This window comes from Streptomyces sp. NPDC041713 (genome assembly GCF_055591085.1).
In genome coordinates this window covers 171,194-186,746 of record NZ_JBVIZY010000013.1, presented here as the reverse complement: position 1 = coordinate 186,746, position 15,553 = coordinate 171,194, and the positions used below count along the sequence as shown (strand labels likewise).

Below are 15,553 nucleotides of genomic sequence, written 5' to 3'. Positions count from 1 at the left end.
ACAACCGGGCCACCTTACCGGTCTGCCCCTCTTGGGGGCCGCCGCCTCCTCAGCGTCGCGGTCGGCGCCGGGGCGTCGGGCGGCGCGGGGCGGCGGGGGGGGGGGGGGGGGGGGGGGGGGGGGGGGGGGGGCGCCCCCCCCCCCCCCCCCCCCACGCCGGCGTCATCGGTTACTTGCGGACGACCGCTCCACAGCAGCAGGAACAGGCGCCAGGCACCAGAACGGCCTCGTCGCGACCTGCGCCGAAGGGCTCCAGGGCGGCCTGCGGCGTGCTGTTGCGGTGTTCGGTCACCTTCTCGGACTGCAGCTTCATGGCTGTCTCCTCTCGTTCGGATACGAAGAGTGATTCGGTCCACGTTGCACACGAGGTCTTCCGGACACTTTCCCCGGAAAGCCCCGGCGAGCCCTATCTTTCAGCCTCGCAGCCACGCAACCTAACAGTGTTTGTCCAGTCAAGCAAGAGACGTTCGAGGAATGCCCGAACCCACAAACGGCGACAGGTATTCCATTTGGCGAAATCTTTAATGAGGCAATTGTCGGAGATTATTGCGGGCCTGCCCCGACTGCTGTTACCAACAAGCTCATGAGCAGCGATGAGGCACCTCCGGTAGATCTCCTCGACCCCGCATTCATGGCCGACCCCGGCCCCGGCTACGCCCGCCTCCACGCGACGGTGCCCCTCACCCGCGTCCACCTGCGCCCCGGCCTGACCCCGTGGCTGATCAGCGGGTACGAGCAGGCCAAGGCGGTGCTTTCCGATCCGCTGTTCAGCGTGGATCCCGCGAGCACCGACCCCTCCGTGCGTGAGGCCATCGCGGCCGGCCGCGCCGAGGAAAAGACCGCACTGCTCGGCCGCCATCTGCTCAGCGTGGACCCACCCGATCACACGCGGATGCGGCGCCTGATGTCGCGCGCGCTCACCGCGCGGCGCATGCTCGAACTACGCCAGCCGGTGGGCGTGTTCGCGGACGGACTGCTCGACGGCCTCGCGGGCCGCCCCGGGTTCGACGTGCTCACCGACTACGCCCTGCCGCTCGCCGTCGACGTGATCTGCGAGCTCATCGGCATCCCGCCCGCGGACCGGCCGCGGTTCAGGGAATGGGGTCAACTCCTCGTCCAGGCGGAGCTGCAGGACGACGCGTCCTTCGACGAGGCGGCCGACGCGATGGCCGGGTACTTCGTCCCGCTGCTCGCCGCGCGGCGCAAGGAACCCGCCGATGACCTGGTCAGCGCGCTGGTCGACGCGCACGGCGCGGACCAGCTCGACGACTACGAACTGATCTCGCTGGTCTACCAGTTGTTCTTCGCGGGCCACGAGTCCAGCGCGTACCTCATCACCAACGCGACGCTGCGACTGCTGAGCCACCCCGCCGAACGCACCGCGCTCGCGGCGGATCCGGAGCTGATCGACCCGCTGATCGAGGAGGTACTCCGGGTCGACGGTCCGGTCAAGGTCCCCACCTGGCGTTTTCCGGTACGCGACACCGAACTCGGTGGCAGGCGGCTGCGGGCCGGCGAGCCGGTGCTCGTCCTGCTCGGCGCGACCGGGCGGGACCCGAGCAGATTCCCGGACCCCGACCACTTCCACAGCGGCCGCTTCGGCAGTGGTCGCTTCGACGGTGGTCGCTCCGACAACGGTCGCGCGGCGGCGCAGCAGCATCTGGCGTTCAGCCACGGGATCCACCACTGCATGGGCGCGGCCGTCGGCCGGATGGAGGGGCGGGTCGGGGTGTCGCGCCTGTTCGCCCGCTTCCCCGACATCCGGCTCGCGATCGAGCCGGACGAACTGCGCTGGCGGGACAACCTGATGATGCGAGGTGTCCGCGAACTGCCCGTGCGGGTGGGGTGACGGCCCGTATCGGGCGGACCTGAACGGCGCCGGCCGATCTGAACGGCGCCGGGCGGGTGCGACCAGCGGGGGATTGATGGCCGGACCCGCCCGGCTGTCTCAGGTGGTGCGGTCGGCGGAGACGCCGGGGGCCGGGGCCGCGCCGGGACCGTCACCGTGGGAGCCGGACTCGGAAACGTCCCCGGCATCACCGGCGGCATCAGCGGAGTCGGTGGTGTCAGCCGTATCCGCGGCCCCGGCCGCGCCCGCGTCGACGTCCTCCCGATCCCGCCCCCGCACCAGGAAGTACGCCGCGATCGCCGTCACCAACAGGAGTGCCCCGCCCACCCGTTCGGCCAGGTGCAACCCGTCCACGAAGCCCGCGTTGACGATCCCGGTGATCCGCGCGCTGCCGCCCGACCCCGTGCTGTGGGCGCCGCCGGCCTCGACGGCCCGCAGCACCTCGGCGCGGGCCGGCCCCGGCACCTGCGCGTCGACCAACCGGTCCCGGACGCTGTCCGTCATGCGGGTGGTGAGCAGCGTGCCGAGCACGGCCACCCCGAAGACGCTGCCGAGCTGACGCGTGGCGTTGCTCGCGCCGGACGCCATGCCGGAACGGGCCGCCGGCACCCGCATCATCACGAGCGTCGAGATCGGGGTGAGCGTGAGACCGATGCCGAGGCCCACCAGCAGGATCACCCACCAGTACTCCGCGTAGCGCGCCCCGGTCCCGTACAGCGAGGCCCCGAACATCGTCGCCGAGGCGAACAGGATGCCGAGCCCGAGCGGCACCGCACCGCCCACCCGCGTGGTCATCCAGCCGGCGAGCGGCGCGGAGACCATGGCGAGGAGCATGCCCGGCAGGATCGCGAGCCCGGCGCCGACCGCGGACCAGCCGAGAACCGTCTGCAGCCAGAGCATCAGGAAGTACGTGATGGCGAACAGCCCGAAGTACAGGACGAATCCGGCCAGTACGGAGCCGGTGAAGACCCGGTCGCGGAAGAACGACAGGTCGAGCATCGGCTCGCGCACCAGCCGCTCCGTGACCAGGAACGCCACGAGCAGCGCACCGCCGGCCGCGTAGGCCCCGACCACGAGGCCGTCGCCCCAGCCGCGCGAGCCGCCCTCGATCGTGGCGTACACGATCGCCGACATGGCGGCGATGGAGAGGATCAACCCGGCCAGGTCCAGGCGCCGTTCGGGGTTGGCAGACTCGGGGACCGCGGGCACCGCGAGGACGAAGCCGAGGACGGCGATGGGCACGTACATCCAGAAGATGCCGGACCAGCCGAAGTTCTCCACCAGAGGCCCGCCGACGACGGGCCCGAAGGCCACGGCGGCGCCCGCGACCGCGGCCCAGATGCCGATGGCCGTGCCGCGCTCGCCGCTGTCGGTGAAGACGTGCCGGATGATCGAGAGCGTGTTGGGCATGAGCAGCGCGGCCCCGACGCCGAGCACTGCCTGCGCCGACACCAGGACCCACACCGAACCGGCGAGCGCGGAGAAGACCGAGCCCGCGAGGAAGATGCCGAGCCCGGCCAGGAAGGTCCGCTTGCGCCCGAAGCGGTCGCCGACGGCGCCGCCGGTGAGCATCAGCGCGGCGAACGCCAGCGAATAGCCGCTGATGACCCACTGGATGTCCTGAATGCCACCGTTGAGGTCGTCCTGGATGTCCGGCAGGGCGGTGCTGAGCACCGTGCTCTGCAGCATCGTCAGGGCCAGCGGCACACACAGCGCCGGGAGCGTCCGGTAGGGGCTCGGGCCAGTCCGGGCGGGGGAATCCGCCGCCATCGCACACCGTCCTGTTCGCGTTGTCCCGCAAGATGTCTCTAACACTGTTAGATACGAGACTAACAGTGTGAGGGAGTACGAGGGAAGCGTCCTTCCGAGGGTGGCCGGAAACCTCCCCGCGTCTCGGCTAGCGTCGAGACCGTGAGACTCGCCGAAGCCCTTGCCCAGCGCCCCCTCGTGCTCGACGGCGGCCTCTCCAACCAGCTGGAGGCCGCAGGACACGACCTGAGCGACGCCCTGTGGTCCGCGCGGCTGCTCGCCGACGAGCCCGCGGCCGTCGAGGCCGCCCACCGCGCGTACTACGAGGCGGGCGCCGAGGTCGCCGTCACGGCGAGCTATCAGGCGACGTACGAGGGGTTCGCGCGGCACGGCATCGACGCGGACCGCACCCGCGAACTGCTGTCCCAGAGCGTGGAGTTGGCCCGGCGTGCCGGGGCGGGGCTCGGGCGGGAGACGTGGGTGGCGGCGTCGGCGGGACCGTACGGAGCGATGCTCGCCGACGGCTCCGAGTACCGGGGCCGGTACGGACTGTCCGTGGACGCGCTGGAGCGTTTCCACCGGCCGCGCCTGGAGACGCTCGCCGCGGCCGGGCCCGACGTCCTCGCCCTGGAGACGGTCCCGGACACCGACGAGGCGCGGGCCCTGCTGCGGGCGGTCCGCGGACTCGGGGTGCCGGCCTGGCTGTCGTACAGCGTGGCCGGCGACCGCACCCGCGCGGGGCAGCCGCTGCGCGAGGCGTTCGCGCTCGCCGCCGACGCGGACGAGGTGGTGGCGGTCGGCGTCAACTGCTGTTCCCCGCAGGACGCGGGACCGGCGGTGGCGCTCGCGGCGCGGATCACCGGCAAGCCGGTCGTGGTCTACCCGAACAGCGGCGAGACCTGGGACGCCACGACCCGCTCCTGGCGCGGGCCCACGCGCTTCTCGGCCGGCCAGGCGCAGGCGTGGCGGGCGGCGGGGGCGCGGCTGATCGGCGGGTGCTGCCGGGTGGGGCCCGCGACGATCGCGGAGGTCGCGCGGGAGCTGGGAGCGGGGCGGCCAGGACCCTGAGCGGTCGCCCGCGCCACGCCTGGGACACGGGCGCTGACCTGCGCGGAAACCGTCTCCGGGGGTGGCTGTCAGTGGTGGGGTGCAGACTGGCCGGTACCTGAGACAACGACGTCCCGGAGGTGGTCGGCATGTCCGACATCATCCTGACCGTAGGCACCCGCAAGGGCCTTTTCATCGGACGCAGGCGGGGCGGCGCCTGGGAGTTCGACGACAGCCCGTACTTCAACGCGCAGGCGGTGTACTCCGTCGCCATCGACACCCGCGGCCCCACCCCGCGCCTCCTGGTCGGCGGCGACAGCGCGCACTGGGGCCCCTCCGTCTTCCACTCCGACGACCTGGGGCGGACGTGGACGGAACCGTCGAAGCCCGCGGTGAAGTTCCCCAAGGACACCGGGGCCTCGCTGGAGCGGGTGTGGCAGCTGCACCCGGCGGCCGCCGAACCGGACGTGGTGTACGCGGGCACGGAGCCCGCCGCGCTGTACCGCTCGGAGGACCGCGGCGAGTCCTTCTCGCTCGTCCGCCCCCTCTGGGAGCATCCCACCCGCTCCCAGTGGGTGCCGGGCGGCGGCGGAGAGGGCCTGCACACCGTGCTGACCGACGTCCGCGACCCGCGCGCGGTGACCGTCGCGGTGTCCACCGCAGGGGTGTTCCGCACGGCGGACGGCGGCGCGAGCTGGGACCCGGCGAACAACGGCGTGGCCGCGGTGTTCCTGCCCGATCCGAACCCCGAGTTCGGCCAGTGCGTGCACAAGGTCGCGCGGGACGCGGCCGATCCGGACCGGCTCTATCTGCAGAACCACTGGGGCGTCTACCGCAGCGACGACGCGGGCGGGCACTGGCAGGACATCGGCGAGGGCCTCCCCTCCACCTTCGGTTTCGCGGCCGTCGCCCACCCGCACCGGGGCGACACGGCGTACGTCTTCCCCATCACCGCGGACAGCGACCGCGTCCCGGCCGACCACCGCTGCCGCGTCTACCGCACGGCCGACGCCGGCCGCAGCTGGGAGGCGCTCAGCGCGGGCCTGCCCGACGAGGACCACTACGGCACGGTGCTGCGCGACGCGATGTGGAGCGACGACTGCGACCCGGCCGGCCTCTACTTCGGCAATCGCAACGGCGAGGTGTACGCCTCGGCGGACGACGGCGACAGCTGGCAGTTGCTCGCCTCGCACCTGCCGGACGTGCTCTGTGTACGGGCCGCGGCCATCGGTTGATCGACGCCGCCGTTACGGCAGTAGGGTGACGCCGTGGCACCACGACCCTTGCATGAAATCGTCGAGTCCGGCTGGGCCAAGGCCCTGGAGCCGGTGGCCGAACGGATCGCCTCGATGGGCGACTTCCTGCGCGCGGAGATCGCCGCGGGACGCACATATCTCCCGTCGGGGCAGCATGTGCTGCGCGCGTTCCAGCAGCCCTTCGACGACGTCCGCGTCCTGATCGTCGGTCAGGACCCCTACCCCACACCCGGTCACGCGGTGGGCCTGTCGTTCTCGGTCGCGCCCGAGGTGCGGCCGCTGCCCGGCAGCCTCATCAACATCTACCGCGAGCTGGGCGACGACCTCGGCGTGCCCCCGCCGTCCGACGGCGACCTCACGCCCTGGACCCGGCAGGGCGTCCTTCTCCTCAACAGGGCGCTCACCACCGCACCGCGCAAGCCGGCCGCGCACCGCGGCAAGGGCTGGGAAGAGGTGACCGAGCAGGCCATCAAGGCGCTGGTGGCACGCGGCACCCCGATGGTGTCGATCCTGTGGGGGCGTGACGCGCGCAATCTGCGGCCGCTGCTCGGGCAGTCGCCGTCGGTGGAGTCCGCGCACCCCTCGCCGATGTCGGCGGACCGCGGCTTCTTCGGCTCGCGCCCGTTCAGCCGGGCCAACGACCTGCTGGTCCGGCAGGGCGCGCAGCCGGTGGACTGGCGGCTGCCGTGACCGAGCGGGAGTACGTCCTCGGGGTCGACTCGGGCGGTTCCGGACTGCGGGCCGCCCTGTCCGATCCGCGCGGGCCCGGCCCTGGCCGCCCCACGGAACCCCTCCGCTCCACGGAACCCCTCCGCTCCACGGAACCCGTCCGCTCCGCGGAGCCCGTACACACCGGCCCACGCGGCATCGACGCCGGCCACTTCCTGAAGCAGCTCCTGCCCATGGCGCGGGCCCTGTTGGACGAGGCGGGCGGCGGACGGATCACGGCGGTCTGCGTCGGAGCGGCGGGCCTCGCCAGCCTCGGCGACGACCTGCGCGCCCACCTGCCGGCCGCGCTCGCGGAGCAGCTGGGCGTCCACCGCACGGCGCTCGCCGCGGACGCCGTCACCGCGTACGCGGGGGCGCTCGGAGACCGCCCCGGCGCCGTCGTCGCCGCGGGCACCGGCATGATCGCGATCGGCATGGACCCGACGGCCTGGCACCGCGCCGACGGCTGGGGCCATCTCCTCGGCGACTGCGGCGGCGGCGCCTGGATCGGCCGGGCCGGACTCGATGCGGCGCTGCGGGCGTACGACGGCAGGCGGGGCGGCTCGGCCGCGCTGCTCGCCCGCGCCGCACAGCGGTTCGGTCCGCTGCCGGAGCTGCCCGCGCAGCTCTACCCCCGCCCGGACCGGCCCGCGGTCCTCGCCTCCTTCGCGCCGGACGTGGCCGGCTGCGCGGCGGACGACCCCGTCGCGCGGGGCATCCTGCGGGAGGCGGCGCGGCACATCGCCGAGGCGGCGGCCGCCGTCTGCCCCCGCACCGAGGAGTGCGAAGTGGCCCTCACGGGTGGCCTGTTCCACGTGGGCGATCCGCTGCTCGTCCCCCTGTCCGAGGAGCTGGCGGACCAACTGCCGCACGCGCGGCGAGTTGCCGCGGCCGGCGACCCGCTGGACGGAGCGCTGCGGATAGCGGCCGACGTCGCCGCGGGCCGCCTGCGCCTTCCGCGCGACGGCCGCATGCTCTCCGTTCACGGCGAAGCTCACGGAGGAGTCCGGCGAGGAATCTATGCGGAGCCACCCGATGGAGACCATGGAGAAAGCGACAGTTGACCTCTGCGTAATTCATCAGACAAAAACGGACTTATACCGCCCACCTGCACCCTCCCCGAACAGCGGGCGCCCGCAAGCCAGTAGCATGCGGGCGCATGAGCTCCCCCACTGGGCCCGCATCCGGCCTGCCTGTACGAATGCCGCGCCCCCGTCAGCCGGGCCGGCACCGCCGTCCGGAGCCCGTCGCGGCTCCTGAGGGCGCGCCCGCATTGGTTCTCGCCGTGCCGGGCGCCCCCAGCACCACCACGCGCAGCCTCGCCGAGGAAGTCGTGAGCATCGCCCGCTCCGAGCTGCCCGGCCTCGACGCCAGAATCGGCTACCTCGACGGTGTGGAAGACGCCACCGTCACGTCGTTCCCCGAGTTCCCCTCGCTGCACTCCGTGCTGGCGCACGCGGCCGCCGAGCGCACCGCCCGTGTCGAGCGCGCGCGTGCCGCAGGCGCCGAGGTGGCCGAGCCCGACGGCCCGGTGGCCGTCGTCGTGCCGCTGCTCGCGGGACCCGACGCCGCGCTGATGCGCCGCATCCGGCAGGCCGTCATGGACAGCCGCGCCGCCGCCGAGCTGAGCGATGTGCTCGGCCCGCACCCGCTGCTCGCCGAAGCGCTGCACGTGCGCCTGTCGGAGGCCGGTCTCGCCCGCGCCGACCGCGCCCGCCTGTTCACCGTGGCGACGGCCGCGGACGGCATCGTGCTCGCCACCGTCGGCGGCGAGGAGGCCGTGCAGGCCGCCGGAATCACCGGCATGCTGCTCGCCGCGCGCCTCGCGGTGCCGGTGATGGCCGCCGCGCTGGACGAGGAGGGCGCCATCGCGGCGACCGCCGAGCAGCTGCGCGGTTCCGGCTCGGCCCAGCTGGCGCTCGCGCCGTATCTGATCGGCCCCGAGCTCGACTCCGGGCTGCTCGACGCGGCCGCGAAGGAGGCGGGCTGCTCCGTCGCCGAGCCGCTCGGCCCCTACCCGGCGATCGGCAAGCTGGCGCTCGCCAAGTACACGACGACGCTCGGCATCACGCCGCAGCAGCCCTCGGGCACGCCGGTGCACTGAGCGCGTCCGTACTTCTGTACTCCCGTACGTACGGCGAAGGGCCCGCCCCGATGTGGGGGCGGGCCCTTCGCCGCGTCCGGGCCCGGCTCAGCCGAAGACCACGCAGGAGGCGGCGGCCACCGGGACGGAGCCCGAGCGGCTCGGCAGGCCGGTCTCGTGGTCGACCGTGAACCAGGTGACGTCGCCGGAACGCTCGTTGGCCGCGTACAGGTGCCGCCCCGCCGGGTCGATGGCGAGGTCGCGCGGCCAGTGCCCGCCACACGGCACGGTGGCGGTCAGCCTGGGCGCGTCGCCGGCCTCGTCGAGGGCGATGACCGAGATGACGTCCACGCCGCGCGTCGCGGTCCACAGGAACCGTCCGTCGGGCGCGACGACGACCTCCGAGGGGTATGCGTCGCCGTCCGGGGTGTCCACGAGGACGGGCAGCTCACCGAGGGGCTTGAGCGTGCCGTCGACGGCGTCCCAGGCGCAGACCGTGAGGGTGGGGCTGAGCTCGTTCAGGACGTACGCGCGGTCGCCGCGGGTGTGGAAGACGAGGTGCCGGGGGCCGGAGCCGGGGCGCAGCGCGACCTCATGGTGCAGGGTGAGCTCGCCGCCGTCGAGCGCGCAGACGCGCACGGAGTCGGTGCCGAGGTCGACGCCGACCGCCCAGCGGCCGCTCGGGTCGGCGAGGACCTGGTGGGCGTGCGGGGCCTGCTGGCGCTGCGGGTGGGGTCCGGAGCCGGTGTGCTTGAGCTCGCTCGACGGCGCCGGGGCGAGCGTCCCGTCGGCGCGCAACGGTACGGCGGTGACGCTGCCCGAACGGTAGTTCGCGGTCAGGACGTGGCCGGCGTGCAGGGCGAGGTGGGTCGGCGCGGAGCCGACCGGGACGGGCCGCCCCGCGAGCTCGACGCCGCCGGGCGTGGTCCGGAACGCGGCGACGGCGCCGTCAGGGGTCTCACTGACGGCGTAGAGCGTCTCGCCGTCGGGCGAGAGCGCGAGGTAGGAGGGGTCGGGAACGGCGTCCGTGGCGCCGACGAGCGTCAGCGCGCCCGTGCCGGGGTCCACGTCGGCGACGACCACGCCGGGGCCTCCGGCCGCGGTGAACGACCCGACATAGGCCCGCCCCACCGGTCCCGTCCACCCCGCCTGCCCCGCCTGCTTGCCGACGCCCACGCCAGTCCCCTCTCACCCCGACGCCGCCTCTGCGACGCCACACGACCAGTTGCGACCGACGCTAGCAGCCCGGTCTAGACCAAAGGGGCTTGGTGGGGCGGTGAGGGTGCGGGGGGGGGCGGGCAGCGGGGCGGGCACCGCGGTCGACGGCAGGCTGCCGGGCAGGCGTTTCGCAGGCCGACCTGCGCGAGCACCGCGCCGGGCAGCTCCGGAAACGGGCACGTCGCCGTCCAGGTGGTCGCCCTGGGCCCCGCCCCAGGCCCGTACACGTACATCCGCCCCCGACGCGACCCCGTCCCGGCGCGCACGACACTCCTCCCCCACCGGGCCGCGCCTCACGCCGTCACGCCCCCTGCGGAGTCCTCGTCGAGACGCTCAAGGGGTGGGCGAGTTCCGCGAGGGCCTTCTCCAGGTCGTGCAGGTGGGCCAGTGCCGGGTGGGCCACGGCGGTGTGTTGCGGCGCCGTGAGGGTGTCGGTGGCCGGGCGGCGCGCCGCCTCCGGCGCGGTGAGCGCCTCCACCGCCGCCTCCACCCGCCAGCACGCGGCGGCGAGCCGGTCGTCGTGCGAGGCCTCGGGATCCGCGGCGATCGAGGCGAGCCCACGCACCTCGCGGGCGCAGGCGTCGAGCAGGGCGAGCACCTGACGGGCACGTTCCTTGCGGGCCCGCAACGGGCTCGCCGGGTGTACCAGCGGCGCGAGCGAGAGCCGCACCTTGCCGAGCAGCTGCTCCAGCTCGGCGACGCGCGGCGCGGGATCGGCGGTGTCGGACCCGGCGAGTCGCGCGGCGGCCTCCGCCGTGCAGGAGTGCACGCACCGCAGGGCACGTTCGATCCACGCGTTGGTCGTGGCGTGCGTGGTGACGGGCAGCACCAGCAGGACCGCGAGAACGGCCCCGAGCGCCCCCGCGCCGGTCTCGGCGACGCGCAGCGCGAGCAGCCCCGGGTCGAGCACGCCGAGGAGGCCGTACAGGACCCCGGCCATGACGGTGACGGCGAGCATCATCCATGTGTACGACACGGCGGCGGTGTAGAAGATCCCGAAGACGCTGACGGCGACGACGATCGCCGAGGGGACGGGCGCCCCGTGCAGCGGTACCGCGACGACGAAGCCGACACCGATGCCGATGACGGTGCCGAGTACCCGCCGGAAACTCCGTACCAGCGTCTCCCCACGGGACGCCGTGTTCACGAACACCCACCAGGTGGCGCCGACGGCCCAGTACCACCGCTCGCCGGACAGCAGCTGCCCCACGGCCAGCGCGAAGGCGCCGCCCGCGACGGCCTGCACGGCCTGCCGGGTGGTCGTACGGGCGAGACCACGGGCGCTCGGCGGCGTGGGCACGGTGATGCCGGCCACCCGACGCTCGTAGCACCACGCGCCGAAGCGCACCGCGGACGACGCGCAGAGCGAGAGCAGCACGGCGGCGAACAGCTCGGGCAGCTGACCGGGGGTGGTGTGCAGGAACTGCGTGGCGAAGAACATCATGAACGCGAAGACGCCGAGCGAGTGGCCACGCGGCCCCCAGCGCCGCGCGTACACCCCGGCGCCCATCACGCCGAGGAACGCGACGTCCCGCGCCACGGGTACGTCGTGCAGCACAGCCGCGAGCGCCAGTACGGGGAATCCGACGACGGGCAGCAGCGCGGTGGTGGCGGCCTGACCCCGTACGGTCACGTCGCCCACGGTGAAGAGCGCGAGCAACGCGGCGAGCCCACCCGTGATCGCGGCCACGAGCGAATGCCCGGCCGCCCCGCACACGGCCACGGCCAACGCGATGCCGAGCACGGCCCGCGAAGCGAAGCGCAACCGCATCCGCCCCGGATCCGGCGCCACGAACACCCTCTTCAGCACGGCTTCCCCGCCCCTTTCCCGTTCAACTCAACCTGCTCGGACTACTCGGCCTGCTCTGCCTGCTCGGCCTGCCCGCATGAAAAAGGCGCCGCGGAGATCCGCAGCGCCATCGACAGAACCATCACACCATCTACCACCCCTATGGCTCAACTCGACCCCGCCCCACTGAACCATTGGCCCACCCCGAACCCGTCACCTCGATCCACGAACAAACCAATGGACCACGCCCTCCTCCTACCACCGAACCCACAGGGCCCCCTTCGCGGTCAGACGCAGTCCGTTCCGGCACGCTCGACGGCAGGGTCGCTGTCGGGGCGGGGGCCTGCATGGCGCGCAGGTGGTGTTCGAGGTGGGTGGCGCGTTCGGGGCTGATGGCGGGCAGATCGTTGCGGGCACGCAGGGTGTGGGTACGGGCCCAGTGCGGGCCGAGTAGTCGGGTGGCGAGGTGGTGCAGGTGGGTGCAGCCGCCGAGGCGGGCGTTGACCTCGTTGAAGTACACCTTGCCCGCCGGGGAGACGATGGCGTCGATGTTGACCAGGCCGCGGTATCCGAAGGTGCGCATTGCCGTGGCCAGCCGCAGGGCTCCCTCGATGAAGGCCTGCTCCAGGGCGGGCGCCAGGGGGGCGGGCATGAGGAAGCCGTTCCATACGGGTTCCATCAGCATCTCGCCCACGTTCAGCACGGTCGGCTGGGGACCGCCTGCCGGGGCACAGTCGATCTCCACGCAGAGGGAACGGCAGTGGGGGTGGTAGACCTCGGCGACGAACTGGCCGTGGGGGGCGTGGGTTTCCTCCAGGCCCGTCGCCGCCACGAGAGGGGCCAGGTCCTCGGGGTGGTCGAGGTCAAGGGTCCGGGCGGCACCGGCGGCCGGCACGGTCCGGTCGGTGCGGCACAGCAGGTTTCCGGTCCCGCCCGAGTTGCGGTCGGCCTTGACGATGATCGCCCCCGTGGCGCTCAGCAGCCGGGGCACGCAACGGATCAGATCCCCGCGGGTGGCGCACACCGCTCCGTCGGGAACCCGCACCCCTGAGCCGGCCGCCAGGGCACGGAAGACGACCTTGCTGTTGAAGAGTTCGGCTCCGCCTGCCTCCTCGAAGCTTGAGGGTCGGGGGATGTCCAGAGCGCGGGCCAGGCTGCTCAGCCCACGATCGGGCAGGTAGCCGCGGATCCCCCACTCCTGAGGGTCACTCACCAGGCGGCGCAGACGGGCCAGGAGGCCGGGGTGGTGCAGGTCCCGTTGGCTCAGGTATCGGGTCGTGCTGCCCTCGGGGGTGGGAATGTGCACGCGCGCCGGATCGAAGCCCATGGCCGCCCCGACCTCGCCGAGGTGTGTGGGGTCGACGGGCTGCGGCAGTACGAGCGCGTCGCCATCCCTCAGCAGCCACACCATCCGTGCGCCCACGGCCGGTGTTCCCTCGCGTTCCGCGGGGTCCAGGAGATCCAGACGGTCGACCATGTACTCGCTGTTGCAGTTGCCCACCCACAGCCTGCGCACCACACCACTCCCCCACCCACACACACGGCTCAGCGCCCAGCAGAGCGCTACCCCGCCCCTCGCGAGAACACGCACGGCCAGGTCGTGACGTCATCCGTCACGCAGCGGGTGCGCTGCCGTGTGGCAGGCGCCAGCATGACGCCATGCAGGAGCGACGAGACGACCGTGTCCACGCGGGCAGGGGCCACATCCCAGGCCAAGTCGTCCCCATGGCAGCGCACCACGGGGCAGACGTGGCGAGGGCGCCCTCTCGTGGCCGACCTCCAGCGTCGCCCACGTCTCCTACAAGTACCAGTGAGCGGCGGCCTCAGGCGCAGGTGAAGGAGACCTTGCAGCGCGGAAACCGCGACTCCGTCGCGTTCAGGGTCGCCCGGCGCTCCGGGTTCCCCGTCAGTCCCACGCCGTGATCAGGGTCCGTTCCCGCACCAGGTCGGCGTGGACCTCCGGCTGGCACGGGTCCAGGCCTTCCACCGCGTCGTCGATCGCGGCCAGGGCTTCCCTGCGGCGTCCGAGCTTCCGCAAGGCCGTGGCCGTGCGGAAGAGCATGATCGGGTCGCCCCGAGGGAAGGCGGGCCGGGCAGCCAGGTCCAGCATGTGCCGCGCCTGCTCCGGCAGGTCGTGGCCGAGCCACATGCCGTGCAGCAGCGCGTGGCAGACCTGCAGGTTGTCACCCGCCTCGGCCAGGCTGCGTTCTGCGGCGGCCAGACCGCTCGGGTCGGACCGCGCGAGGAGCGCGAAGGCCTTCAGGGAACGGGTGTACGGATCCGAGTACGCGTCACCGGCCGGCATCCGGCGGAGTGAGTCCAGCATCGTCCGACACCGGAAGTCGTATCGCAGACCCACGAGATGCAGATGCCGTAAGACCGTGTCGTGGCTGCGCCCCGGACCGCCGCTCCGCGCTGCTCGCGGCGGATCGGCGAGATGACGCACGGCGCTGTTGCGGCGGGCACGCGCGTACCAGGCGAGCGGGGCGCAGAACGCGGCGCTGGTGGACCAGTCGGCTCCGGCCAGACCCAGCCAATGCGCCGCTTCCCGCGGCCAGGCGGCATCCGCGTCGACGGAGCGCCGGACCTTGTGCCGCACCACCCTCAGAGCAGCCGAACGCAGCGGGTGCGAGGCCAACGCCCCGGCCAGGACGTCGTCGATGTCGGACCGCCCCAGCAGCGAGGACAGTGCCGCTGCGGCACGCCCGCTGCCGTCCTGCGTACCGGCGAGCGCGAGCAAGTCCGCACGGGCCTCGTCTGGAACGGGCGGAGCGGGCACGTACCGCTGCGCAGGGGTGGCCTCGCCGGCAGCCGTCCCACGGTTCGCATCCGAGTCCCCATCCGGGTTCGCATTCGCATTCGCCTCGGTCATCTCTTGATACTGGCCGAGTACCGCGCCACCGACGCAGAGGCTCCCTGCACGGTCACCCGGGGGCAGGAGCCGATGCCCCCACGATCGGCGCCCAGACCGACTCCCAGATCGACGGCCACCGGCGGCCCGCCCCTCACCCCTCCGCGTCGAGGCCTGCGAGACCCTCCTCCCAGCGCCGGCGGCGTTCGGCCTCCGACTGCTCCCACCAAGGCGTGCCCCGTTCGCCGAGCGCGATCTTCGCCCGGTTCACACGTGCCCGCGCCGCCCGCTCAGCCTGCGCGTCCCTCGCAGTCGTCGTCGCGGTCGTCGCGGAACGCACCGCGCGGCGGGCCGCCATGAGGTGATGTCGCAGCCGGGCGGCGACGTCCTCCGGGATCAGCGGATCCGTCGCCCGCCATTTCCTCCCCTTGATGACGACGAAGTGTCCGTCAGGGGTCTTCTGCGGTGGTGCGCGGTGTCCTTCCACACGCGCGATTCTGCCCGCCGACGTGGCGCTCGTCGTGCGGAGGCACACCGGGACACGCACGTGTCAGGCGGCGCTGCTATGCCCGTACCGTCGCAGGCCGGCGGGGTGCCCACGAGGTGGGCGGCGAAGTCGCGCGTGGCCTACTTCTCCACGTCGGTGCTCGCCGCGAACGGGTCGCCCAGCACCCCGGCGAGGCGGATGAGGCCCCGGCGGCCGTCGTCGGTCGTCACGGCGTAGAGGGTGTAGAGCCAGCCACGCTCGGCCGCGTGCGCCTCGGTCCACGCCAGGAGTTCACCGACGTCGACACCGCCCTCCCCGCCCCCGCCGTCGCCCTCGCTCCCACCCCCGCCAGAGCCATCGACGTCACCGGCGCCGGAAACCTCGTACTCGTGTGCCCAGCCGGTCGAACGGTCCCAGAAGCAGACCCGGTAGGTGGCGTGGTCCTGTTCCCACTTGATGTCCCGGGGGTCGACGCTACGAAGATCCATGCGGTGAGCCTATGCCGCCCCTCCTGGT

General features: G+C 73.1%; 14 protein-coding genes. 6 read left to right on the top strand and 8 right to left on the bottom strand.

Going from position 1 to position 15,553, the window contains the following annotated elements; translation table 11 throughout:
- Window positions 1-169 precede the first annotated feature (169 nt).
- A complete protein-coding gene (locus tag ACZ6CV_RS31425; protein ID WP_208033602.1) occupies window positions 170-313 on the bottom strand; it encodes a hypothetical protein in 144 nt (47 codons plus the stop codon).
- A 270-nt stretch (window positions 314-583) separates the two neighbouring features.
- Between ACZ6CV_RS31425 and ACZ6CV_RS31420 the strand changes: the two genes are divergently transcribed.
- The gene (locus ACZ6CV_RS31420) at window positions 584-1,849 is read left to right on the top strand and encodes a cytochrome P450 family protein (RefSeq protein WP_469254483.1); all 1,266 of its coding nucleotides are present in this window, start codon (window positions 584-586) and stop codon (window positions 1,847-1,849) included.
- A 99-nt stretch (window positions 1,850-1,948) separates the two neighbouring features.
- Here the strand turns inward: ACZ6CV_RS31420 and ACZ6CV_RS31415 are convergent, their stop codons facing one another.
- Complete coding sequence (locus ACZ6CV_RS31415; RefSeq protein WP_469254482.1) at window positions 1,949-3,619, bottom strand: MFS transporter; 1,671 nt, start codon at window positions 3,617-3,619, stop codon at window positions 1,949-1,951.
- A gap of 141 nt (window positions 3,620-3,760) precedes the next feature.
- Here ACZ6CV_RS31415 and mmuM point away from each other — a divergent pair, with 141 nt between their 5' ends.
- From mmuM to ACZ6CV_RS31390, 5 genes are all read left to right on the top strand, one after another.
- Window positions 3,761-4,666, top strand: coding sequence for a homocysteine S-methyltransferase (gene mmuM, locus ACZ6CV_RS31410; protein ID WP_469254481.1), 906 nt, complete (start codon window positions 3,761-3,763; stop codon window positions 4,664-4,666).
- A gap of 128 nt (window positions 4,667-4,794) precedes the next feature.
- Complete coding sequence (locus tag ACZ6CV_RS31405; protein WP_469254479.1) at window positions 4,795-5,880, top strand: WD40/YVTN/BNR-like repeat-containing protein; 1,086 nt, start codon at window positions 4,795-4,797, stop codon at window positions 5,878-5,880.
- Between the two features lie 33 nt (window positions 5,881-5,913).
- Window positions 5,914-6,591 carry a uracil-DNA glycosylase gene (locus tag ACZ6CV_RS31400; protein ID WP_469254478.1) on the top strand — a complete coding sequence of 226 codons (678 nt, stop codon included), beginning with the start codon at window positions 5,914-5,916 and terminating at the stop codon, window positions 6,589-6,591.
- Window positions 6,588-7,673 carry an N-acetylglucosamine kinase gene (locus tag ACZ6CV_RS31395; RefSeq protein ID WP_469254477.1) on the top strand — a complete coding sequence of 362 codons (1,086 nt, stop codon included), beginning with the start codon at window positions 6,588-6,590 and terminating at the stop codon, window positions 7,671-7,673. The genes ACZ6CV_RS31400 and ACZ6CV_RS31395 overlap by 4 nt, the downstream gene beginning before the upstream one ends.
- 95 nt (window positions 7,674-7,768) lie before the next feature.
- Window positions 7,769-8,713, top strand: a complete 945-nt coding sequence (locus ACZ6CV_RS31390; RefSeq protein WP_469254476.1) for a sirohydrochlorin chelatase — start codon at window positions 7,769-7,771, stop codon at window positions 8,711-8,713.
- A gap of 87 nt (window positions 8,714-8,800) precedes the next feature.
- On the opposite strand, the gene ACZ6CV_RS31385 is transcribed toward ACZ6CV_RS31390, so the two are convergent.
- The 6 genes from ACZ6CV_RS31385 to ACZ6CV_RS31360 all read right to left on the bottom strand — a co-directional run bounded on the left by ACZ6CV_RS31385 (window position 8,801) and on the right by ACZ6CV_RS31360 (window position 15,525).
- Window positions 8,801-9,868: a lactonase family protein gene (locus ACZ6CV_RS31385; protein ID WP_469254475.1), complete on the bottom strand. Its 1,068-nt coding sequence runs from the start codon at window positions 9,866-9,868 to the stop codon at window positions 8,801-8,803.
- A 343-nt stretch (window positions 9,869-10,211) separates the two neighbouring features.
- Complete coding sequence (locus tag ACZ6CV_RS31380; RefSeq protein WP_469254473.1) at window positions 10,212-11,720, bottom strand: FUSC family protein; 1,509 nt, start codon at window positions 11,718-11,720, stop codon at window positions 10,212-10,214.
- Between the two features lie 139 nt (window positions 11,721-11,859).
- Window positions 11,860-13,215, bottom strand: a complete 1,356-nt coding sequence (locus tag ACZ6CV_RS31375) for a preATP grasp domain-containing protein (RefSeq protein ID WP_469254471.1) — start codon at window positions 13,213-13,215, stop codon at window positions 11,860-11,862.
- A gap of 390 nt (window positions 13,216-13,605) precedes the next feature.
- Window positions 13,606-14,478, bottom strand: coding sequence for a hypothetical protein (locus tag ACZ6CV_RS31370; RefSeq protein WP_469254469.1), 873 nt, complete (start codon window positions 14,476-14,478; stop codon window positions 13,606-13,608).
- Window positions 14,479-14,704: 226 nt separating this feature from the next.
- Window positions 14,705-15,037 carry a hypothetical protein gene (locus tag ACZ6CV_RS31365; RefSeq protein WP_469254467.1) on the bottom strand — a complete coding sequence of 111 codons (333 nt, stop codon included), beginning with the start codon at window positions 15,035-15,037 and terminating at the stop codon, window positions 14,705-14,707.
- Window positions 15,038-15,177: 140 nt separating this feature from the next.
- The gene (locus ACZ6CV_RS31360; RefSeq protein ID WP_469254466.1) at window positions 15,178-15,525 is read right to left on the bottom strand and encodes a hypothetical protein; all 348 of its coding nucleotides are present in this window, start codon (window positions 15,523-15,525) and stop codon (window positions 15,178-15,180) included.
- Window positions 15,526-15,553 lie beyond the last annotated feature (28 nt).